Source organism: Streptomyces sp. NPDC018263 (assembly GCF_055562575.1).
Genome location: NZ_JBVHFA010000008.1, coordinates 360,615 through 381,102, shown reverse-complemented (window position 1 = coordinate 381,102; position 20,488 = coordinate 360,615). Strand labels below are relative to the sequence as shown.

Genomic DNA, 20,488 nt, shown 5'->3' with positions numbered 1-20,488 from the left:
CTCGGCTCAGCGAGGTGGGCCGCCGTGCGCAGGGTGTCTCGGGTGGTGGCGGTCCCCGCGCCGAGGTCAGTCGATCGCCTGGGGCGGGGCGAAGCCGTCGTGGTTCTGCGGTGCCCTCGGCTCAGTGAGGTGGGCCGTTGTCGCATGCGGGTTGCGGTCAGCTCACCACGCGGGCCAGGGCGAAGCCGTCGTAGCCCTTGCCGCCCACTGTCTGGAGGGCGGTGCCCGTCAGGCGGGGGTGGTCGGCGATGAGGTCGATGGCCGTGCGGGTGCCGGTGACGGCGGGGTCGGTGCTGGTGGGGTCGGCCACCTGGCCGTCACGGACGACGTTGTCGAGGATGATCAGGCTGCCGGTGCGGGTGAGGCGCAGGGCCCACTCGACGTAGTGCGGGTTGTTCGCCTTGTCGGCGTCGATGAAGACCAGGTCGAAGGGGGCCGGGTTCTCGTCGGCGAGGTTGGGGAGGGACTCCAGGGCCGGCCCCACCCGTACGTCCACCATCCGGTCCAGGCCCGCGCGAGCGATGTTGCGGACGGCCACGTCGGCGTGTTCCGGGCTGTGCTCCAGCGTGACCAGGCGGCCGTCCTCGGGCAGGCCCCGGGCCAGCCAGATGGTGCTGTACCCGCCGAGCGTGCCGATCTCCAGGACCGTACGCGCGCCCGCGATCTGCGCGAGGAGCTGGAGGAACTTGCCCTGGGTGGGGGTCACCGCGATGGACGGCAGCCCGGCCGCGTCCGAGTCGCGCAGCGCGGCCCGCAGGGCGTCGTCGTCCGGTGCGAGCCGGCTGGTGAAGTAGAGGTCGACGTCGTCCCACCGCTGCGACTCGCTCATGCGTGTGCTGCCTTTCCCGAGTGTCTGCGCAAAGCCTCTGCCAGGGTCCATGGTGCCCTCCGGACAGACGGAAATGGGCGCGGGAACCGTCCGTACGGTTCCCGCGCCCACCTCGCCCGGAGAAGGACTCCTACTGCTTGGCCTCCACCGCGGGCGGCGAACCCGGCAGCGGACGGCCCGCGGACTCGCTCATCCGCCATACCGCGAACCCACCGATGACGGCGGCGCCCATCATGTAGTACGCGGGCATCATCAGGTTCCCGGTCGCCCCGATCAGCGCGGTGACCACCAGCGGGGTGGTACCGCCGAACAGGGACACCGAGACGTTGAAGCCGATCGACAGCGAGCCGTAGCGGACCCGGGTCGGGAACAGCGCCGGGAGCGCGGCCGGCATGGCGGCCGTGAAACAGACCAGCAGCAGACCCAGCGCGCCCATGCCGAGCGCGACCGCGAGCAGGCTGCCCTGGCGGATCAGCAGCAGGGCCGGGATCGACAGGAACAGGAAGCCCGCACAGCCCGCGGCGATCACCGGACGGCGGCCGACACGGTCGGTCAGGGCGCCCGCGAAGGGCTGGACGATCATCATCAGGGCCATCACACCGAGGACGACCAGCAGACCGTACGTCTCGTCGTACTTCAGCTCACTGGTGAGGAAGCTCGGCATGTACGACAGCAGCATGTAGTCGGTGACGTTGAAGACCAGCACCAGGCCCATGCACAGCAGCAGCGACTTCCACTGGCCCGTGACCATCTCGCGCAGCGGCACCTTCGGCCGGTTGGTCTCGGCCTTCTCGACCTCGGCGGCGAACGCCGGGGTCTCCTCCAGGCGCATCCGCAGGTAGAGGCCGATGATGCCCATCGGACCGGCGATCAGGAACGGGATGCGCCAGCCCCAGGAGAGCAGGTCGTCGGAGGAGAGCAGGGCCGTCATCAGCGTGACCAGGCCCGCGCCGCCGATGTAACCGGCCAGCGTGCCGAACTCCAGCCAGCTCCCGAGGAAGCCGCGCTTCTTGTCGGGGGCGTACTCGGCGATGAAGGTCGAGGCACCGGCGTACTCACCGCCGGTGGAGAAGCCCTGCACCAGACGGGCCGCCAGCAGCAGCAGCGGCGCGCCGACGCCGATGGAGGCGTACGAGGGGATCAGGCCGATGGCGAACGTGCCCGCCGCCATCATGATCATCGTGACGGCGAGGATCTTCTGGCGGCCCACCCGGTCGCCCAGCGGGCCGAAGATCATACCGCCGAGGGGACGGACGAGGAAGGCCGCCGCAAAGGCGCCGAACGTCGAGAGGAGCTGTGCAGTCGCGTTCCCGGAAGGGAAGAAGACTTTGCCCAGCGTCACGGCGATGTAGCTGTAGACACCGAAGTCGAACCACTCCATGGCGTTGCCGAGTGCGGCCGCCTTGACGGCGCGCTTGACGAGCGCGGGGTCGGTGACCGTGGGCTCTGCCTGGGCCTTCGAGGTCCGAAGAGACTCCGGACGGGGACTGACAGCGGTGGCGGCCAAAACGGAACTCGCCTGCCTTTCGACGGGGACACGGGCAACGCCGGACGACGACGGCGGTGGCGTGCGTCAGGCAGAAAAGAGACGATAGGAGAGTTTCGGCCCCTTACGTCCCGTGCGCGGATCGTTGCTTTCTGCAAAGAAACCGCGTCTACGCTGGTACGTCTGCCCTGTTTGCCGAGCATGATCCGCACCAGAAATGTGATCCATGTCGCGCCTGGAACCGGAAACCGCACCCCCTTCGGACTATCGTCATCCGGACAAATGGGTGACGGACATCCGGTGACGCGATGGGGCGGGAGGCCACGAGGCGTGGTGGACGTGGAGCACGGCGGACGGTCGGCGGACACCCTGACGACGGCCGGAGCCGGCCCCAGAGCCCGGCTGCGCGCCGCCCGGCTCGCCCTGTGGGCGGTCGCCGCGATCCTCGCGGCCCGGCAGATGGCCCTCGTCCTCACCACCCCGAGCGGGCAGCGCCTCACCGACCTGGAGACGTGGGTCGGCCCCGAGGGCGTCCTGCACGTCAACGGCTCCCTGTACGCCTCCACCCGGTTCACCGGCACCCCCTTCGCCGGCCTGGTCCTCAAACCGCTCACCCGCGCCGCCGAACAGGCCCTCGGCTGGGGCTGGACCTTCGGCACCCTGCTCCTGGTGGTCGCCCTCGGCCTGGTGGCCGCCCGCGCGCTGCCCCGGCCCGTCGGGCGCCGTACCGCCCTGCTGGCCGCACCGGTCGCCATCAGCCTGCTCATGGTGTCGCTGCCGGTCCGCAACACGCTCTGGCTCGGCCAGACCAGCGTCATCCCGGTACTGCTCGTCCTGCTGGGCTGCTTCACCGCCCGCGGCGAACGCGCCTCAGGCGTGCTGGTCGGCCTCGCCGCCGCCCTCCAGCCGACGGTGCTGCTCTTCGCCCCGCTGCTCTGGTTCACCGGCCGCCGCCGGGCCGCGCTCGCCGCCGCCGCCACCTTCGCCGGAGGCACCCTGCTCGCCTGGGCCGCGATGCCGGGCGACTCCCTCACCTACTGGGTGCACCACATGGCGGGCGTCGGCCTCGGCGGCAGCGCCGACGCGCTCGCCAACCAGTCGCTGCACGGCGCCCTGCTCCGGTTCGGACTCAGCGGCCCGCTGGAGGTCGCGCTCTTCCTGCTGCTCGGCGCGGCCGTCACCGTCCTCGCGCTGCGCCGGGCCGTGGGCTACGCCCGTGACGGCCAGCTCCTGCTCGCCGTGGCCGTCACCGGCTGCGCGGCCGTCGCCGTCTCCCCGACGACCTGGCAGCACCAGCTCCTCTGGGTGCTGCTCGCGGTGGTCGGCCGGGTCGGGAAGCGGGCCGCCGACCGTACCGTCTGGCCGGTCGCGGTGGTCCTGGTGACCACCCTCCCGGCGACGATGATGCTGCCGAACACGCCGGTGATGTACCCGCTGCGGGACAACCTCGTCCTCCTCGCCGCCCTGGCCGCCGCCACCGCCGTCCCCTTCCTGTCCCGCACCTCCCCGTACTACGGCACCCCGCTGCCCACCTCGTACGCCCGCCAGGTCCCGGCCCGGTTCGGACGCGTACCGCTGCCGCCGGTCCTGCGGCGCTCGCTCACCCGGCCCAACCTGCTGCTGGAGCTGCTCCTCATCCGCGTCACCTACGCCGCCTACGCGCAGGTGCGGCTCGCGGCGACCGGGGGCAGCAACGAACGCGCGCGGGAGACCGCCGAGCACCACGGGCGGATGGTGTTCGACGCCGAGCGGTTCCTGCGCATCGACATCGAGCACGCCGTCAACCACGCGGTCGTCCAGGTCGGCTGGCTGCGCGGGTTCCTCGACTTCTACTACGAGTCCTTCCACTTCGTCGTCCCGCTGACCGTGCTCGCCGTCCTCTACTGGCGCCGCCCGGCCGACTATCGCTGGGCCCGCGCCTCCCTCGGCCTCGCCACCCTGCTCGCGCTGACCGGCTTCTGGCTGTTCCCGCTGGCCCCGCCGCGCCTGATGCCGGGGCTCGGCTTCGTGGACACCGTGCACGGCGCGCAGGACCTCGCCGATCCGGACTACGGCGCGATGACCGCGATCACCAACCAGTACGCGGCGATGCCCTCGCTGCACTTCGGCTGGTCGCTGTGGTGCGGGGTGGTCGTCGCGGTGCTCGCGCCGCGCTGGTGGATGAAGGCGCTCGGGCTGCTGCACCCGCTGTTCACCGTCACCGCGATCGTGGCCACCGCCAACCACTGGGTGCTGGACGCGGTAGGGGGCGCGCTGGTGGTGGGCGGCGGCTTCGCCCTCACGTACCTGCTGACCGGGTCGCGGAGGATCGCCGTCTCCGGCGAGGCCGGACGGCCGCCGGGGCCGCGCAAGCCGCAGGAGCAGTCGCAGTCGGTCACCTCCGGCTGAGGCGGTGGACGCCCCGACGCGAGACCTGGACCGCCCGGTCGCGCCGTCCCGCGTACCGGAGAGGCGCAGCGCGGCGCCCGTACTCGTGCCCGCCCTGCTCGCCACCGTCCTCGGGCTGTGGGGCCTCACCCGCCACGACAGCATGTGGCGCGACGAGTCCGTCACCCACCAGGTCGCCCACCGCCCGCTCGGTGAACTCCTCGCGCTGCTCGGCCACATCGACGCCGTGCACGGCCTCTACTACCTCCTCATGCACGGCGTCTTCGCCCTCTGGGACGGCGGCCTTGTCGCCCTGCGCCTCCCCTCGGTGCTGGCCACCGCCCTCGCCGCCGCCGGGGTCGGGGCCCTGGGCTCCCGCCTCACCGGACCCCGGACCGGCGTCCTCGCGGGCGCGCTGTTCGCCCTCTTCCCGGCGACCCAGCAGTACGCGCAGGAGGGCCGGTCGTACGCCCTCGTCACCGCCGGGGTCGTCTGGGCGACCCACCTCTTCCTGCGCGGGCTCGGCTCCACCGCGCGCGGCTGGTGGGTGGGGTACGGGGTGCTGCTGGCGGTCGTGTGCTGGGTGCACGAGTTCGCCGCGCTGGTGCTGTGCGCCCACGCGGTGACCCTGCGGCTGCTGGGGTTGCCGTGGCGCAGGTGGGGTGTGGCGGCGGCCGGGGTCCTGCTCGCGGTGGCTCCACTGGCGGTGGTCAGCGCCCGGCAGGCCGACCGGCAACTCGGCTGGCTGGGCCGCCCGAGCCTGACGATGTGGCTGGCGTTCCTCGCGGTGTCCGCGCTGGGCCTGCTGCTGAGCCGCGTCCCGCCCCTGGCCGACCGCACGGTGACCGCCCTCGCCCTGCCCCTGCTCATCGTCCCGCCCGGCCTGCTGATCACCGGCTCACTGCTCAAGCCGTGGTACGTCGACCGGTACGTCCTGTACGCCCTGGCCGGGCTGGCCCTGCTCGGCGGGGTCGCGCTGGCCCGCTCACCGGCGCACCTCGACAAGATCGCCGCCTGCCTGCTGGCGGTCGCCCTGCTCCCCGCCTCCCTGGCGGTCCGGACCCCGGAGAGCCGCAAGGACGACGTGGTGGCGGTCGCCCAGGCCGTACGGGACCTGTCCCGCCCCGGCGACGGCGTCCTCTTCCTCCCGTCCCGCCGCCGCGAGTGGCTGCTGTCGTACCCCACGCTGTACGCCCGCTTGGACGACGTGGCCCTGGCCCGGTCTCCGGCGGCTTCCCACACCCTCCAGGGCACGGAGCTGCCCCCGGCAGCGATCCGGTCCCGCCTCCTGTCCACGCCCCGCGTGATCGCCCTGACCGACCCCGAGGACCAGCCCCTCGACCCGTTCCCACAGGAGTCGGCCAAGCGCCGCACGCTGAGTGAACACTTCCAGGAGTGCGAGCGGGTGCGGGTGTGGGGCGCCCAAGTGGTGATCTACGCCCGCAAGCCGGACCCCGGCCCAGCGGGGCCGGGCGGCTGCGACGGTCCGCGTCCGGCAAGCCGGGCTCCGGTTCAGGGGTGGGTCCGGGGCGGGGGCTGCTGCGCGCCTTGCAGCAGGGGGCGCCCAGTCGGTGGGCCCCATCCGTATGCCGGGCATCGCTCACTCCCGTTCCGGTGCCAGTACCGCCAGCACCGCCGAGGCCAGCGCCGCGAGCAGCAGGGGGATGCCCAAGCCGTGGTGGAGGACCAGCCACGCGCCCAGGCAGGCGCCTCCGAACATCGACAGGACTGCGGCTGTGCGGCGGGGGGAGCGCTGGGCGGTGCCGCTGCCCAGCCGGGATTCGGCGGCGAGGCCGGTCAGGGTCATGGTGAGGACGGTGGTGGTGAGGTCGGGGACGCCCAGGGCGCGGACGGTGGCGTTGCGGAGGCCTATGGCCAGCGCGGTGAGGGCGATCAGGGCGTAGCGGGTGCCGGGGCGCTCTGGCCAGGCCAGGGCGATGGCCGCCGCCGCGCCGACCAGCAGCGCTTCCACGGCGAGGGTCGGCCGGGTCGCGCGCCGGACGCGGGAGGTGAGCCGACCGCCCGCAGCCGCGCCGACGAGGAAGCAGCCGAGCGAGGTGGCCGTGAGGGGTACGGAGAAGCCCGGCGCGCCCACGGCGGCGAAGCCGAGGACGACCACGTTGCCGGTCATGTTGGCGGTGAAGACGCGGCCGAGGCCCAGATAGCCGACCGCGTCGATCAGCCCGCTCACCACGGTCAGTACGAGCAGGACCCACGGGAGCCGCATCGTCCTCGGCATCGCGTCCTCCGGTCGGGCGGGCGGGGGCCGGACCAGTGGACCACGGGGGTGCGGACATGCGCGCGCACCCTCGCCGAGCGGTGGCGAGGGTGCGCGAAGGAAGCGAAAGGAGCGAAAGAAGAGGGGACGGCTCAGTACCAGCCGTTGGCCTGCCAGAAGTTCCACGCCTGGACGGGGCTGCCGTAGCGGGAGTTCATGTAGTCCAGGCCCCACTTGATCTGGGTGGCGGGGTTGGTCTTCCAGTCCGAGCCGGCCGAGGACATCTTGGAGGCCGGAAGGGCCTGCACCAGGCCGTACGCGCCGGAAGAGCTGTTCTTGGCGGAGACGTTCCAGCCGCTCTCGTGCTCGACGATCTTGCTGAACGCGTTGTACTGCGCGGCGTTCGGGATCATCTTGTGCGCGACGGACTGCGCCGAGGACGGCGATGGGGCGGTCGCGGCCTGGGCGGGGGCGGCGCCGAGCGCGACACCGGCGACACCGGCGGCCAGGGCGGCCACGGTGACGGCCTTCTTGGGAGAAGCGATGCGGCGGATGGCGGAGAACGACACGAAAACCTCTTACGTTCGGGGACGACGGGTCGCCGTTCGCGTTCCAGCACGCTCCGCGTGATGGCCGCATGCGTCGGCGCCGCGATCCGTGCGGACCGTGGCGCCAGGCGACGGACTCCAGAGAAGCAAGCTTCGGAAACGCCCGCAATACCCCCTTTTACTAGTTGAAGCCGGATCGCCAGGTATGCCCCCTGATGTGACCTGGCTCTCAAAGCGCAGGTCAGGGGCGCTGCAAGAAGGTGCATAAAGGACGTAAAGGTCTACGATCCGAGGTCGTAGGTGACCTCGGTCATATGGGGTGCCTCACGCGCCGGGCGCGTCGAAGGTGACCGGCGTCTCGAAGGCGGCCCGGCGAGTGGCCCGGCGCAGGGCGCGCAGCACGGCCGGGCCGAGGGTCAGGGTGAGGACGACCGTGCACACGGCCCGGCCCAGGTCCCAGCCCATGGAGGTGGCCAGGCAGTAGGCGAGGAAGCGGGCCAGGTTGGCGGGAACGGCGGCGTGCGGGTCGAAGGCGATGTTCGACGCCATGGTCCCCATGAACGGCCACCCCGCCAGGTTCATGATCGTGCCGTAGGCGAAGGCCGCGAGGAAGCCGTAACCGGCCAGCAGCGCCAGCTCGGCACGACCGCGCAGGCGAGCGGCGCCCGGCAGCAGGCCCGCGCCCATGGTGAACCAGCCCATCGCCAGCATCTGGAACGGCATCCACGGCCCCACCCCGCCGGTCAGCAGCGCGGACGCGAACATCGTCACCGAGCCGAGCACGAAGCCGAAGCCGGGGCCGAGCACCCGCCCGCTGAGCACCAGCAGGAAGAACATCGGCTCGATGCCCGCCGTCCCCGCGCCGATCGGCCGCAGCGCAGCCCCGGTGGCCGCGAGCACCCCCAGCATGGCGACGGCCTTCGGACCGAGCCCCGACTCCGAGATGGTCGCCGCCACCACCGCGACCAGCAGCACCAACAGCCCCGCGAACAGCCAGGGCGCGTCCTCGGCATGGGCGCTGACCTGCGAGTCCGGCGGCGCGAGGAACGGCCACCCGAACGCGGCCACCCCCACCGCGCCGACCAGCACCAGCGCGGCGACGGAACGGGGGCCGAGCCGGACGGCCCGGACAGCGGTACGGGTCATGCCAGCGCCTTCCGTACCTCGGACACCGTCAGCCAGGGCTGCGGGGCCAGGATCTTGGTGACCTGGGGCGCGAAGGAGGGGGAGGACACCACGATGTCGGCCGTGGTGCCGTCCGCTATCACCTCGCCGTCGGCCAGCAGCACCACCCGGTGCGCGATCTCGGCGGCCAGCTCCACGTCGTGCGTGGCCAGCACCAGGGCGTGCCCCTCGGCCGCGAGACCACGCAGTACGGCGACCAGGCGCGCCTTGGCCGCGTAGTCCAGGCCGCGCGTCGGCTCGTCCAGCAGGAGCAGCGGGGGGCGCGCCGTCAGGACGACGGCTAGCGCGAGGGCGAGCCGCTGGCCCTCGGAGAGGTCGCGGGGGTGGGTGTCGTCGGTGATGCCCGGCAGCAGCTCGGACACCAGGGCCCGGCAGGTGCCGGGGGCTGTCTCCGCGTCCTTGTCGGCGGCGACGCACTCGGCGCCCACCGTGTCGGCGTACAGCAGATCGCGCGGCTCCTGCGGCACCAGGCCGACGCGGCGGACCAGTTCGGCGGGCTTGAGCCGGTGCGGGGCGGCCCCGCCGACCTGGACGGAACCGCCGGTGGGCGCGACCAGCCCGACCAGGGAGCCGAGCAGGGTGGACTTCCCGGCGCCGTTGCGGCCCATCAGGGCGACGGTCTCGCCGGGGCCGACGGTCAGGCCGACACCCCGCAGCGCGTCGACCCGGCCCCGCCGCACGGCCAGCCCCCGGACCTCGGCGACCTGAGGTTCGGCTGGGGCGGCGCGGCGGAAACGGCGGCGGGGCGGTGGGACGGCGGCCCGGGGGAGGTCGTGGGCCTCCCTCCCGAGACCGGCCAGGCTCTCCCGCAGCGCCCCCGCCTGCCGTCGCGCGTCCCGGATGGTCAGCGGCAGCGGGCTCCAGCCGGCCAGCCGGCCCAGCTCGACCACCGGCGGGATCACCGGCGAGACGGCCATCATCTCGGCCGGCGCACCGAGCACCGGGGCCGCGCCGGGCGCGGGCAGCAGCACGACCTGGTCGGCGTACTGGACGACCCGCTCCAGCCGGTGTTCCGCCATGAGGACCGTCGTGCCCAGGTCGTGCACCAGGCGCTGGAGGACCGCGAGGACCTCCTCCGCGGCGGCCGGGTCCAGCGCCGAGGTCGGCTCGTCCAGGACCAGCACGCGGGGGTGCGGGGTGAGCACCGAGCCGATGGCGACCCGCTGGCGCTGCCCGCCGGACAGGGTGGCGAGGGGACGGTCCCGCAGACCGGCGAGGCCCAGCAGGTCGAGTGTCTCCTCCACCCGGCGCCGCATCACCTCCGGAGCCAGGCCCAACGACTCCATTCCGTAGGCGAGTTCGTCCTCCACGGTGTCCGTCACGAAGTGCGCGAGCGGGTCCTGCCCCACCGTGCCGACCACATCGGCCAGTTCGCGCGGCTTGTGGGTGCGGGTGTCCCGGCCCGCAACCGTGACCCGGCCGCGCAGGGTGCCCCCGGTGAAGTGCGGGACCAGCCCGCTGACCGCGTTCAGGATCGTCGACTTGCCCACCCCGGACGGCCCGACGAGCAGCACGAGTTCACCCTCGGGCACCTCGAAGTCCACGCCCCTCACGGTGGGTTCGGCCGCCCCGTCGTAGGTGACGGTGACGTCCTCGAAGCGGATCACGACGGCTCCTTGCGGTCCTGGGGTACGGCGAGCACGGGCAGCAGGCCCAGCAGCACGGCTGCGGCCGGCCACAGCGGCAGCGCGGGCGCGGCCAGCGGGACGACACCGGGATGCAGCGCGCCCGGATCGCGTACGGCGGCCAGCGCGAGCAGCGCGGCGACGGCCGCACCCGAACCCGCCACCAGCCACGCCCGCACCCCCCACGGCGCCGGGCGGTACCGGGTGCGCGGCGAACGCCGGCCGCCCAGGCGCAGCCCGGCGAGCGCCGCCAGCGCCCCGGCGAGCAGCACCGGCATGCCGTACACCCCGCCCTCGGCGGTGAGCAGCCCGTACGTGCCCGCGCACACCCCGAGCAGTCCGCCCAGGGTGAGCGCGGTCGTCGTACGGCGCACCGGTGCGGGCACCTCGGCGGTACGGCCGTAGCCGCGGGCGTCCATCGCGGCGGCCAGCGCGACCGAGCGCTCCAACGCGCCCTCCAGCACCGGCAGTCCGACCTGGAACAGCCCCCGCAGCCCCCGGTCCGGGCGGCCCCTGAGGCGGCGGGCGGCGCGCAGCCGCTGCACGTCGGCGATGAGATGCGGGGCGAAGGTCAGCGCGACCACCACCGCGACCCCCGCCTCGTACAGCGCGCCCGGCAGCGACTTGAGCAGCTTGGCCGGGCTCGCCAGGGCGTTCGCGGCGCCGACGCAGACCAGGAGGGCGGCCAGTTTCAGGCCGTTGTAGGCGGAGAACAGCAGCGCCTCCGCCGACACCGGCCCGCCCAGCCGGATGCCCTGCGCCCAGGCGGGCAGCGGGATCTCGGGCAGCGTGAACAGCACATGCGTCCCCGGCACCGGCGAGCCGAGTACGGCCGTGAACGCCAGCCGGATCAGCAGCACGGCGACGGCCAGCTTGGCGAACGCCGTGTAGGAGCGGGCCCACGGCGCGCTGGAGCGGTGGACGGCCACCACATAGCCCGCCACCGCCATCAGCAGGGCGAGCAGCAGCGGGTTGGTGGTGCGGGTGGCGGCCGTGCCGAGCCCCAGCGACCACAACCACCAGGCGCCGGGGTGCAGTTCGAAGCGTGCCCGCCCGCGGACGGGCACGGTGGTACGGGCGGCGCGGACGCCGGTGTCAGGCATTCCGGCGCCGCCGCGCCTGCCAGAACGCCGCCCCGCCGAGCACGGCGACGACGCCGATCCCGAGGGGGAGGCCGAGGGAGGGGCCGTCGTCCTGGGGCGCGGCCCGCTTGTCCGACGGCTTCTCGTCCGCCGCCACCTGCTCCCCGCAACCCCGTGCCGGGTACCCGGCGATGGCACACAGCAGGGCGTTGGTGTCGTAGCGCAGGGGTTTGGCCGCCTGGGCCAGGGCGTCGGCGGTGCTCGCGTCGGGGGAGACGCGGGCGCACACCGTGCGCGCGGGCGGCGGGGTCTCGCCGGAGGGGGCGTCGGCCTTGGCGCCGAAGTCCAGGACCAGCGCGACCCGCTTGGTACCCGCCTTCGCGGGCGTCTTCGCACAGATCGAGCCGAAGTCCGCCGTGCCGCGCGGCCGGTCGGCGTCCGAGGAGTCCGCGCTGACCGCGAACCGGAAGCCCCGCACCGAGCCGTCGTCGGGCCGCTCGGCGGCCGGGCCCTGGGTGGCGTACGTCCACCCGTCGCCGGAGCGGTCCCAGAAGGACCAGTACCGGTATCCGGCGGCCTGCGCCTGTGCTCCGGCGGCCAGCACGAGGAAGGACGCGACCAGCAGGGCCGCGGCACGGCGGACCGAGGTCACGGGCGGTTCTTCTTCCGGCCGCTGAACAGGAAGCCGACGCCGATGCCGGCGACCAGGCCGACGCCGATGATCCACCAGACGCTGTTGCCGGACTTCTCGCCGGCCTTCTTCTCCGCCGAGGCCGCCTGCTTCGCCGGGGCCGGGCCCAGCTTGTCCAGGCTCCGGACCAGGTCGGTGCCGCCGAAGTGGCGGGGGTCGGCGCCGATGGCGTGCGCGCTCAGGATGAGCTGGGCGTAGGCGGCCGGGCCGCTCTGCTCCGCCCACTTCGCGGCGTTCTTCTCCAGCCAGGCATACGGCTTCTTCGCCTGCTCGGTCCAGCCGTCGGCGGCCAGCGCCACCACGGTGTCGGCGGTGTTGCCGTAGTCGGGCTGGTTCTCGGCGCCGGGCATCACGGACATCAGGTGGCCGGACTTGCCGACGGCGCCGATCAGATACGCGGAGGCGTTGTCGGCCAGGCGGGCCGGGGTCGCCTTGCCGTCGGAGGCGCAGGCGGGCGCCTTGTCGCGGGCCTTGCCGGGCTCCACCACGAAGCCCTTGCCGAGCGCGCCGAGCACACCGGCGGCCGTGGCGTCCGCGTTGGCCTCCAACTCGCCCTTCTTGTCCGGCTGGAAGGCGAGCGCACCGCCGCCCTTCGCCGCGCAGGGCACGGCCAGCGAGGCCAGCGCCTCGTCCGGGGTCTTCCCCTTGCCGCGCAGCGCGGTCGGCTTCTCACCGGCGGCGGCCAGCGCGCCGACCACGACGGAGGTGGAGTTGGTGTCGCTCGGGCCGCCGGGGGAGTAGCCCCAGCCGCCGTCCTTGTTCTGCTGGTCCTTCAGCCACTTCACGGCCTTGCCGGTCACGTCGTCGTGCCCGCCGAGCGCGGCGAGCGCCTGGACGGCGGCGGCCGTGCTGTTGGTGTCGGCCTGCGCGCCCTTGCCGCCGCACGCCGTGCCGGTGTCGGCGCGGAAGGAGGCGAAGCCGCCGTCGGCGCACTGCTGGCCGGTCAGCCACGTAACCGCCTGGTCCGCGGGCTTCTCACCGGCGGTGTGCTGCGCGAGCAGGGCGAGGGACTGGCGCCAGACGCCGTCGTAGGTGGGGTCGCCCTTGCCGAACAGCCCGGCCGGGACCGTCGCCTTCGGGGACGGGGCGGCTTCGGCGGCCGTGGCGGGCGCGGCTGCGGCCAGCACGCCTATGGCGGCGAGAGCCGCGGCACTGCGGCGGACGTTCATGGTCGGCGACTGCCTCTCCTGCGAGGGGCCGACGCGCGCGGGAACCACCCCGGCGGCCCGGCCCCGTATGCCTCGACGGTGCCGTGCGGGGCACAGCGCCCCGCACGTTGGCCGGTCAACCTCCCGCTGGGGCGTTCCGGCTCACCGGGCCCAGGGGGCGCCGGATCACGGTTGCGGGTCAGCGCCGGAATCGCACCGGCTTTCCCCCGTACGGGTGTATGACGACCCGGCCACTTTACCGGGGGCCGCAAAGCCGCCGGTCGTGGCGTGAATCACCTGATCCACTGCTCACAGCGCCGCTACCTGCCGGTAGATTCAGAGCCTCTTGGATGATCAAGTCTGAAACTTGTTCCGGATTGTCGTCCCGTCGTAGTCTCGCGGGACCGTGCAGGCAGAAGGGGGCCCAGAGTGACCGCTGAGGCCAGTCAGGCGGCTCCCCCGGGCATCGCCGTCGACGGCGGGCGACCGCTCCGTATCGCGCTCCTCACCTACAAGGGCAACCCGTTCTGCGGCGGCCAGGGCGTCTACGTCCGCCACCTCTCCCGTGAACTCGCCCGCCTGGGCCACCGGGTGGAGGTCATCGGCTCCCAGCCCTATCCCGTGCTGGACGAGCACGACGAACACGGCGCCTACGCGGGCCGGTTGAGCCTCACCGAGCTGCCCAGCCTCGACCTCTACCGCCAGCCCGACCCCTTCCGCACGCCCAAGAGGGGCGAGTACCGGGACTGGGTCGACGCGCTGGAAGTGGCGACCATGTGGACCGGCGGCTTCCCCGAGCCGCTCACCTTCTCCCTGCGTGCCGGACGCCAACTGCGCGCCCGCAGGGGGGAGTTCGACGTCGTCCACGACAACCAGACGCTCGGCTACGGCCTGCTCGGTGACCTCGGCGCCCCCCTGGTCACCACCATCCACCACCCCATCACCGTCGACCGGCAGCTCGAACTCGACGCCGCCGAAGACCTCAAGCGCCGCCTCTCCGTGCGCCGTTGGTACGCCTTCACCCGCATGCAGAAGCGCGTCGCCCGCCGCCTGCCCTCCGTCCTCACCGTCTCCGGCAGCTCCCGCGCGGAGATCGTGGACCACCTCGGCGTACGGCAGGACCGGGTGCACGTCGTCCACATCGGCGCCGACACCACCCTGTTCGCGCCGAATCCGGCCGTGCCCGAGGTGCCGGGCCGGATCGTCACCACCTCCAGCGCCGACGTGCCCCTCAAGGGCCTGGTGTTCCTGGTGGAGGCCCTCGCCAAGGTGCGCGCCGAACAGCCGCACGCCCACCTCGTCGTCGTCGGCAAGCGCCCCGGGCAGGGCCCGGTCGCCCAGGCGATCGAGCGGTACGGGCTGGAGGACGCCGTCGAGTTCGTCAAGGGCATCTCCGACGCCGAGCTGGTCGACCTGATCCGCTCCGCCGAAGTCGCCTGCGTGCCCTCGCTGTACGAGGGGTTCTCGCTGCCCGCCGCCGAGGCCATGGCCACCGCCACCCCGCTGGTCGCCACCACCGGCGGCGCGATCCCCGAGGTCGCCGGCACCGACGGCGAGACCTGCCTGGCCGTACCCCCCGGTGACGCGGGCGCGCTCGCCGCCGCCCTGACCCGGCTGCTCGGCGACCGCGAGCTGCGCGCCCGGCTCGGCGCGGCCGGCCGCGAGCGGGTGCTCGCCCGCTTCACCTGGGCCCGCGCGGCCGAGGGCACGGTGGCCCGCTACCGCGAGGAGATCGACCGCGCCCGTACGGGTCCCCGCGCGGACAGACCCCTTCCCGCAGCCGTCCCCGGCCGTCCCGTCGCCGCCGCGGCGAGCGTCGCGGCACCTTCCGAAAGCTCCTCCGAAAGCAGGGCCACGTGCTGACCGTCGACTTCTCCCGGTTCCCGCTCGCCCCCGGCGACCGTGTCCTGGACCTCGGCTGCGGGGCCGGCCGGCACGCCTTCGAGTGCTACCGGCGCGGCGCCCGGGTGGTGGCCCTGGACCAGAACGCGGAGGAGATCCGCGAGGTCGCCAAGTGGTTCGCGGCGATGAAGGAGGCCGGCGAGGCCCCCGAGGGCGCCACCGCCACCGCGATGGAGGGCGACGCGCTCGCGCTGCCCTTCCCCGACGAGTCCTTCGACGTCGTCATCATCTCCGAGGTGATGGAGCACATCCCCGACGACAAGGGCGTCCTCGCCGAGATGGTCCGCGTCCTCAAGCCCGGCGGCCGGATAGCCGTCACCGTGCCCCGGTACGGTCCCGAGAAGGTCTGCTGGGCGCTCTCCGACGCCTACCACGAGGTCGAGGGCGGCCACATCCGCATCTACCGTGCCGAGGAACTCCTCGCCAAGATGCGCGGCGCCGGCCTCAAGCCGTACGGCACCCACCACGCGCACGCGCTGCACTCGCCGTACTGGTGGCTCAAGTGCGCCTTCGGCGTCGACAACGACAAGGCGCTGCCGGTGCGGGCGTACCACAAGCTGCTGGTCTGGGACATCATGAAGAAGCCGCTGGCCACGCGCATGGCCGAGCAGGCGCTCAACCCGCTGATCGGCAAGAGCTTCGTCGCCTACGCGACCAAGCCGCACCTGCCCCGCCTCGACGAGGCCGGGACGGACGCCCCGTGACCACGCCCCGGACCGACCACCTCGTACTGAACGGCGTCCTCACCGCCGAGCAGGCCGCCGACACCGTACGCGGCATCCTCGCGGTGCAGCGCGCCGACGGCGCGATCCCCTGGTTCCGCGGCCACCACCTCGACCCCTGGGACCACACCGAGGCCGCCATGGCCCTCGACGCGGCCGGGGAGCACGCGGCCGCCGAGCGTGCCTACCGCTGGCTCGCCGACCACCAGAACGAGGACGGCTCCTGGTACGCCGCCTACGCCGACGGCGCCCACGACGACATCACCGACCGCGCCCGCGAGTCCAACTTCGTCGCCTACATAGCCGTCGGCGTCTGGCACCACTACCTGTCCACCGGGGACGACACGTTCCTGGACCGGATGTGGCCCACCGTGTACGCGGCCGTCGAATGGGTGCTCCGGCTCCAGCAGCCGGGCGGGCAGATCGGCTGGCGCGTCGACGCGGACGGCCGGCCCGAGACCGACGCCCTGCTCACCGGCAGCTCGTCCGTCCATCACGCCCTGCGCTGCGCCCTCGCCATCGCCGAGCAGCGCGAAGAGCCCCAGCCGGACTGGGAGTTGGCCGCCGGCGCGCTGCGGCACGCCATCCGCAGGCACCCCGAGCGGTTCCTCGACAAGAACCAGTACTCGATGGACTGGTACTACCCGGTCCTCGGCGGCGCCGTCACCGGCGCCGAGGCCAAGGAGCGCATCGAGGCCGACTGGGACCGCTTCGTCGTGCCCGGCCTGGGCGTGCGCTGCGTCGTCCCCAACCCCTGGGTCACCGGCGGCGAGTCCTGCGAACTGGCCCTGGCCCTCTGGGCGATGGGCGAGTCCGACCGCGCGCTGGAGATCCTCCAGTCCATCCAGCACCTGCGCGACGACGAGTCCGGGCTGTACTGGACCGGCTACGTCTTCGACGACGACGCCATCTGGCCCCAGGAACTGACCAGTTGGACCGCGGGCTCCCTCCTCCTCGCAGTCGCCGCCCTCGGCGGCCACGACGCGACCGGCGCCGTCTTCGGCGCCGAGCACCTACCCCACGGCCTGGACCCCGACTGCTGCGACTAGGGGCAGGCGGGGCCGCTCAGGACCGGCGCCCGGCGTCAGCGGTGCAGGCGGCCGGCGATGGCGTGGCCGATGAAGAGGTAGACCACGGCGGCCAGTCCGTAGCCGGCGACGACCCGGGCCCACGCCTCGTCGAACGTGAACAGGTCGTGGGACCAGCCGGCCAGCCAGGAGGCCGTGTCATGGACGAACTCGACCAGGGTGTTGCCCCGGTTCGCGTCCAACAGGTACATCAAGATCCACAGACCGAGGATGAGGGCCATCACGTCCGCTACGACGGCGATGACACGGCCGGCCTGGTTGGTGCCTGAGTGGTGTCGAGACATGGTGTTCGAATTGCCGCCGGACGCCCGCTGAAACCGGCTACAGGCCCGTGATACCGGGCCCGGCGACCCGTACGGGCCTCCCGGCTGGCGGCGGCCGGGAGGCCGGGCAAGGCTTCGGAGCAGAGACACCCGCTCGGGGAATCACGTCCGGAGGACCGCGTGCCCGTTCCACTGCGCCGCACCTGGGTGGCGCTCATCCTGTGCTGCGCCCTGCTGGCCGGTACCGCCGCCTGCGGCAGTGACGACAAGACCAGCACCAAGACCCCGGCCGCGGCCTCCCCGAGCCCCAGTACCTCCGCCGAACGCCAGAAGTTCGCCAAGACCCGGTTCGTCGCCAACGCGGGCCTCGCGGCCGGGGCGACCTACCAGTGGATCGTGAAGCCCTGGCGGGCCGGCACCTTCAGGAAGGGTGCCGACGGCCGCAAGGTGGCCCTCGTCAAGGCCGGTCTCGCCGGTGCCTTCGCCTACAACCGGCTCAAGGCCGCCCAGAAGAACGCCCAGGGCGACCCCACCCTGACCAAGGCGCTCGCCCCGCTCACCGCGGGCATCGAGAACCTGAAGAACCTGCCGTCCAAACTGCGCAACGGCGATACGGACGCGATGAGTTCCTTCGAGGACACCATCAACAAGGTGAAGAGCGCGGGTGCGAGCGCCGGCGCACCGGTCAAGGACCAGGTGCCCTCCTCCTCGGACCTGTCCAAGGGCTAGCTCCAAGGGCTAGCTCCAAGGGCTGACACGGCCGCGGCCCCCCGCCCGCAAGGGGCGAGGGGCCGCATACGACGGTTGCTGAGCTCAGCCGCGCTGGATGCCCGAGGTGTCCTGGAGGACACCGCGACGGCCGTCCTGGGTCTGCGCGAGCAGCGCGGCACCGCGCTGCTCGACCGCCAGGTACCAGGTGCCGGGGGCCAGTTCGGCGACCGGGCTGGGCGAGCCGTCCTCCGCGAACAGCGGACGGGTCACCGGCACGGCGAACCAGAACGGCGAGAAGTCGGCGGCCGGCGCCTGCTGCTGCGGCGCCGGAGCACCCTGGCCGAACGCCTGGGCCTGCTGCGGCTGACCGCCGCCGAAGGACGCGGCCGGGGCGCCGGGGTAGCCGTACCCCTGGGGCGGCTGGGCGCCGTAGGGCTGCGGGGCGGCCGGCTTGGGCGCCGGGATCAGCGGAGCCTGGAGCGCCGGGACCAGCGGGGTGGCGACGGCGGCGCCCGCCAGGATCAGCGTGGCGACCAGCGCCAGGATCAGACCGGTACCCGCGCTCGGCGACTTGGAGCCGGCGGCGATGTTGTCCAGGCCGCCGACCGGGTCGATCACATTGCCCAGCGCGCTCCACGCGGCGAACACCGCGAACGCCACACCGAAGACGCCGAGTTCGAGACCGGCGACCTTGCGGGGCTGCGGCAGCGCGCGGGCGGTGACGACGAGCGCGGCGGCGATCAGACCTGCCAGGACGACGCTGAGCAGGACCGGGCCGCTCTCCCAGAGATTCGGCATGTCGACGTCGCCGGCAAGGTCGTCGTACGAAAAGTTGTCGAAGAACGACGCGATGAGCAGCAGCAGCGCCGCTCCGATCACCACGCCGTCGCCTCTGGTGAGGGATCGGATATTCACTTCATCAGGTCCTTCGTAGGTCGTCTCGTCGTCGGTAGACAGTACCGTCCGCGTGATCCGGTGTGCGGACGGTTTCGCCCGGCGGTCACGACTCGTGCAGGAAACTCACGATTCCCTCAGAGATCCCCTGCGCGGCCTTCTGCCGCCAGGGACCGCTGGTCAGCAGGGCGACATCGGACGTGTCCCGCATGTTCCCGCACTCGATGAACACCTTCGGAACCGTTGACAGATTGAGACCGCCGAGGTCCGTGCGCGTGACCATCCCGGTGCCGTCGCCCAGGTAGTTGGAGAAGGGTTCGCCGGTGGCCTCGCGGTAGCCGGCCGCGACCCGCGCGCCCAGCTTCTTGGAGGGGGCGACGATGGGCCGGGTGTCCGCGCCGCCCGCGTGCACCGCGCCCGGCAGGATGACGTGGAAGCCCCGGTTGCCCTCGGCCGAGCCGTCCGCGTGCAGTGAGATCGCCGCGTCCGCGTGGGCGGTGTTGCCGATCCGGGCCCGCTCGTCCACACACGGGCCCCACTCGCGGTCGCCGTCGTGGGTCAGCTTCACCGTGGCCCCCTGCTTCTCCAGCAGCGCCCGCAGCCGGTGGGCGAGGTCGAGCGTGAACCTGGCCTCCGGGTAACCGGCGTCGGTGGCGGTGCCGGTGGTGTCGCACTCCTTCTTGCCGTTGCCGACGTCGACCTGCTTGTTGATCTCGGCCGTGTGCCGGAAGTTGCCCGTGTTGTGGCCGGGGTCGATGACGACGACCTTCCCGGCGAGCGAGCCCGTACCGGGCGAGGGGCTGCTGGTGCCGCCCGGCGCCGCGGACGCCGACGGGCTCGCGGCGGCAGCCGGGCGGTCCGGTTCGTCGCCGAGCGCCGAGTAGGCCAGCCAGCCCAGCAGGGCGACCGGCACCAGCGCGGCGAACGTGATGGTCAGCGCGCGCCGGGAGCGCGGCTGGGGAGCTTCGTCTTCCGGGCCTTCGTACGACACGCAGCCACCCTAACGGCACCCCCCGCCCGGCCCCCGCATTGCTGACGGGGCGTCAGATGCCGTCGCCGGTGCGCTTCAGCACCCGCAGCGAGCCCGTCGCGGAGACCTCGGTGAACGCGCCCGAGGCCAGCGCCCGCAGGTACACCCGGTAGGGCGCCTGGCCGGTGAACTCGTCCTCCGGCTCCGGGAACACGTCGTGGATGACCAGCAGGCCGCCGGGCGCGAGGTGCGGGGCCCAGCCCTCGTAGTCGGCGTTCGCGTGCTCGTCGGTGTGGCCGCCGTCGACGAACACCAGCGCCACGGGGGAGTTCCACACGGCGGCGACCTGCGGGGAGCGGCCGACCAGCGCGATCACATGGTCCTCCAGGCCCGCCCGGTGCAGGGTGCGGCGGAAGGTGGGGAGCGTGTCCATCAGGCCGACCTCGGGGTCGACGGTCTCCGGGTCGTGGTAGTCCCAGCCCGGCTGCTGCTCCTCGCTGCCCCGGTGGTGGTCGACGGTGAGCGCGGTGACCCCCGCCTCGCGGGCCGCGTCCGCGAGCAGCACGGTGGAGCGCCCGCAGTAGGTGCCGACCTCCAGCAGCGGCAGCCCGAGCCGCCCGGCCTCCACCGCCGCCGCGTACAGTGCCAGGCCCTCGTCCACGGGCATGAACCCCTTCGCGGCCTCGAACGCGGCCAGGATCTCGGGCTTGGGGGCCGTCGGCATGAGGGGTCCTCTCGGTCGTACGTCTCTCTCGGCGC

The 20,488-nt window shown here is 73.2% G+C and carries 18 protein-coding genes and 1 pseudogene; 6 read left to right on the top strand and 13 right to left on the bottom strand.

Annotated elements, in window-relative coordinates; translation table 11 throughout:
• Window positions 1–157: 157 nt before the first annotated feature.
• Window positions 158–829, bottom strand: coding sequence for an O-methyltransferase (locus ACZ3HQ_RS24600; RefSeq protein ID WP_467514063.1), 672 nt, complete (start codon window positions 827–829; stop codon window positions 158–160).
• 130 nt (window positions 830–959) lie between these two features.
• Complete coding sequence (gene proP / locus ACZ3HQ_RS24595; protein WP_467514062.1) at window positions 960–2,336, bottom strand: glycine betaine/L-proline transporter ProP; 1,377 nt, start codon at window positions 2,334–2,336, stop codon at window positions 960–962.
• 309 nt (window positions 2,337–2,645) lie between these two features.
• Here proP and ACZ3HQ_RS24590 point away from each other — a divergent pair, with 309 nt between their 5' ends.
• Together ACZ3HQ_RS24590 and ACZ3HQ_RS24585 are read left to right on the top strand one after the other, a co-directional pair.
• Window positions 2,646–4,703 (top strand): bifunctional glycosyltransferase 87/phosphatase PAP2 family protein, encoded by a 2,058-nt coding sequence (locus ACZ3HQ_RS24590; RefSeq protein WP_467514060.1) that lies wholly within the window; start codon window positions 2,646–2,648, stop codon window positions 4,701–4,703.
• 142 nt (window positions 4,704–4,845) lie between these two features.
• Window positions 4,846–5,385: pseudogene (locus tag ACZ3HQ_RS24585) on the top strand (glycosyltransferase family 39 protein); the annotation flags it as partial.
• Window positions 5,386–6,282: 897 nt separating this feature from the next.
• Here the strand turns inward: ACZ3HQ_RS24585 and ACZ3HQ_RS24580 are convergent.
• The 7 genes from ACZ3HQ_RS24580 to ACZ3HQ_RS24550 all read right to left on the bottom strand — a co-directional run bounded on the left by ACZ3HQ_RS24580 (window position 6,283) and on the right by ACZ3HQ_RS24550 (window position 13,200).
• The gene (locus ACZ3HQ_RS24580) at window positions 6,283–6,909 is read right to left on the bottom strand and encodes a YoaK family protein (protein ID WP_467514190.1); all 627 of its coding nucleotides are present in this window, start codon (window positions 6,907–6,909) and stop codon (window positions 6,283–6,285) included.
• A 143-nt stretch (window positions 6,910–7,052) separates the two neighbouring features.
• Window positions 7,053–7,469 carry an aggregation-promoting factor C-terminal-like domain-containing protein gene (locus tag ACZ3HQ_RS24575; protein ID WP_467514059.1) on the bottom strand — a complete coding sequence of 139 codons (417 nt, stop codon included), beginning with the start codon at window positions 7,467–7,469 and terminating at the stop codon, window positions 7,053–7,055.
• Window positions 7,470–7,772: 303 nt separating this feature from the next.
• On the bottom strand, window positions 7,773–8,594 hold the full coding sequence (locus ACZ3HQ_RS24570; RefSeq protein WP_467514058.1) for an ECF transporter S component: 822 nt from the start codon (window positions 8,592–8,594) through the stop codon (window positions 7,773–7,775).
• Complete coding sequence (locus ACZ3HQ_RS24565) at window positions 8,591–10,240, bottom strand: ABC transporter ATP-binding protein (RefSeq protein ID WP_467514056.1); 1,650 nt, start codon at window positions 10,238–10,240, stop codon at window positions 8,591–8,593. The genes ACZ3HQ_RS24570 and ACZ3HQ_RS24565 overlap by 4 nt, the downstream gene beginning before the upstream one ends.
• Window positions 10,237–11,361 carry an energy-coupling factor transporter transmembrane component T gene (locus ACZ3HQ_RS24560; protein WP_467514055.1) on the bottom strand — a complete coding sequence of 375 codons (1,125 nt, stop codon included), beginning with the start codon at window positions 11,359–11,361 and terminating at the stop codon, window positions 10,237–10,239. The genes ACZ3HQ_RS24565 and ACZ3HQ_RS24560 overlap by 4 nt, the downstream gene beginning before the upstream one ends.
• Window positions 11,354–11,992 carry an SCO2322 family protein gene (locus ACZ3HQ_RS24555; RefSeq protein WP_467514054.1) on the bottom strand — a complete coding sequence of 213 codons (639 nt, stop codon included), beginning with the start codon at window positions 11,990–11,992 and terminating at the stop codon, window positions 11,354–11,356. The genes ACZ3HQ_RS24560 and ACZ3HQ_RS24555 overlap by 8 nt, the downstream gene beginning before the upstream one ends.
• Window positions 11,989–13,200 carry a prenyltransferase/squalene oxidase repeat-containing protein gene (locus ACZ3HQ_RS24550; protein WP_467514052.1) on the bottom strand — a complete coding sequence of 404 codons (1,212 nt, stop codon included), beginning with the start codon at window positions 13,198–13,200 and terminating at the stop codon, window positions 11,989–11,991. The genes ACZ3HQ_RS24555 and ACZ3HQ_RS24550 overlap by 4 nt, the downstream gene beginning before the upstream one ends.
• 408 nt (window positions 13,201–13,608) lie before the next feature.
• Between ACZ3HQ_RS24550 and ACZ3HQ_RS24545 the strand changes: the two genes are divergently transcribed.
• Genes ACZ3HQ_RS24545 through ACZ3HQ_RS24535 form a run of 3 tightly spaced genes read left to right on the top strand, consistent with a single transcriptional unit; the run spans window position 13,609 to window position 16,852 of the window.
• On the top strand, window positions 13,609–15,042 hold the full coding sequence (locus ACZ3HQ_RS24545) for a glycosyltransferase family 4 protein (RefSeq protein WP_467514051.1): 1,434 nt from the start codon (window positions 13,609–13,611) through the stop codon (window positions 15,040–15,042).
• Window positions 15,036–15,785: a class I SAM-dependent methyltransferase gene (locus tag ACZ3HQ_RS24540; RefSeq protein WP_467514050.1), complete on the top strand. Its 750-nt coding sequence runs from the start codon at window positions 15,036–15,038 to the stop codon at window positions 15,783–15,785. The genes ACZ3HQ_RS24545 and ACZ3HQ_RS24540 overlap by 7 nt, the downstream gene beginning before the upstream one ends.
• A complete protein-coding gene (locus ACZ3HQ_RS24535; protein ID WP_467514048.1) occupies window positions 15,782–16,852 on the top strand; it encodes a prenyltransferase/squalene oxidase repeat-containing protein in 1,071 nt (356 codons plus the stop codon). The genes ACZ3HQ_RS24540 and ACZ3HQ_RS24535 overlap by 4 nt, the downstream gene beginning before the upstream one ends.
• A gap of 35 nt (window positions 16,853–16,887) precedes the next feature.
• Here the strand turns inward: ACZ3HQ_RS24535 and ACZ3HQ_RS24530 are convergent, their stop codons facing one another.
• On the bottom strand, window positions 16,888–17,175 hold the full coding sequence (locus tag ACZ3HQ_RS24530; protein ID WP_467514047.1) for a hypothetical protein: 288 nt from the start codon (window positions 17,173–17,175) through the stop codon (window positions 16,888–16,890).
• A gap of 159 nt (window positions 17,176–17,334) precedes the next feature.
• On the opposite strand from ACZ3HQ_RS24530, the gene ACZ3HQ_RS24525 reads away from it, so the two are divergent.
• Window positions 17,335–17,883 carry a hypothetical protein gene (locus tag ACZ3HQ_RS24525; protein ID WP_467514046.1) on the top strand — a complete coding sequence of 183 codons (549 nt, stop codon included), beginning with the start codon at window positions 17,335–17,337 and terminating at the stop codon, window positions 17,881–17,883.
• 84 nt (window positions 17,884–17,967) lie between these two features.
• Here ACZ3HQ_RS24525 and ACZ3HQ_RS24520 read toward each other — a convergent pair whose 3' ends face one another.
• The 3 genes from ACZ3HQ_RS24520 to ACZ3HQ_RS24510 all read right to left on the bottom strand — a co-directional run bounded on the left by ACZ3HQ_RS24520 (window position 17,968) and on the right by ACZ3HQ_RS24510 (window position 20,453).
• Window positions 17,968–18,780 (bottom strand): hypothetical protein, encoded by an 813-nt coding sequence (locus tag ACZ3HQ_RS24520; protein WP_467514044.1) that lies wholly within the window; start codon window positions 18,778–18,780, stop codon window positions 17,968–17,970.
• 85 nt (window positions 18,781–18,865) lie between these two features.
• Complete coding sequence (locus ACZ3HQ_RS24515) at window positions 18,866–19,750, bottom strand: N-acetylmuramoyl-L-alanine amidase (protein ID WP_467514043.1); 885 nt, start codon at window positions 19,748–19,750, stop codon at window positions 18,866–18,868.
• A gap of 52 nt (window positions 19,751–19,802) precedes the next feature.
• Window positions 19,803–20,453: a class I SAM-dependent methyltransferase gene (locus ACZ3HQ_RS24510; protein ID WP_467514041.1), complete on the bottom strand. Its 651-nt coding sequence runs from the start codon at window positions 20,451–20,453 to the stop codon at window positions 19,803–19,805.
• Window positions 20,454–20,488: the final 35 nt, after the last annotated feature.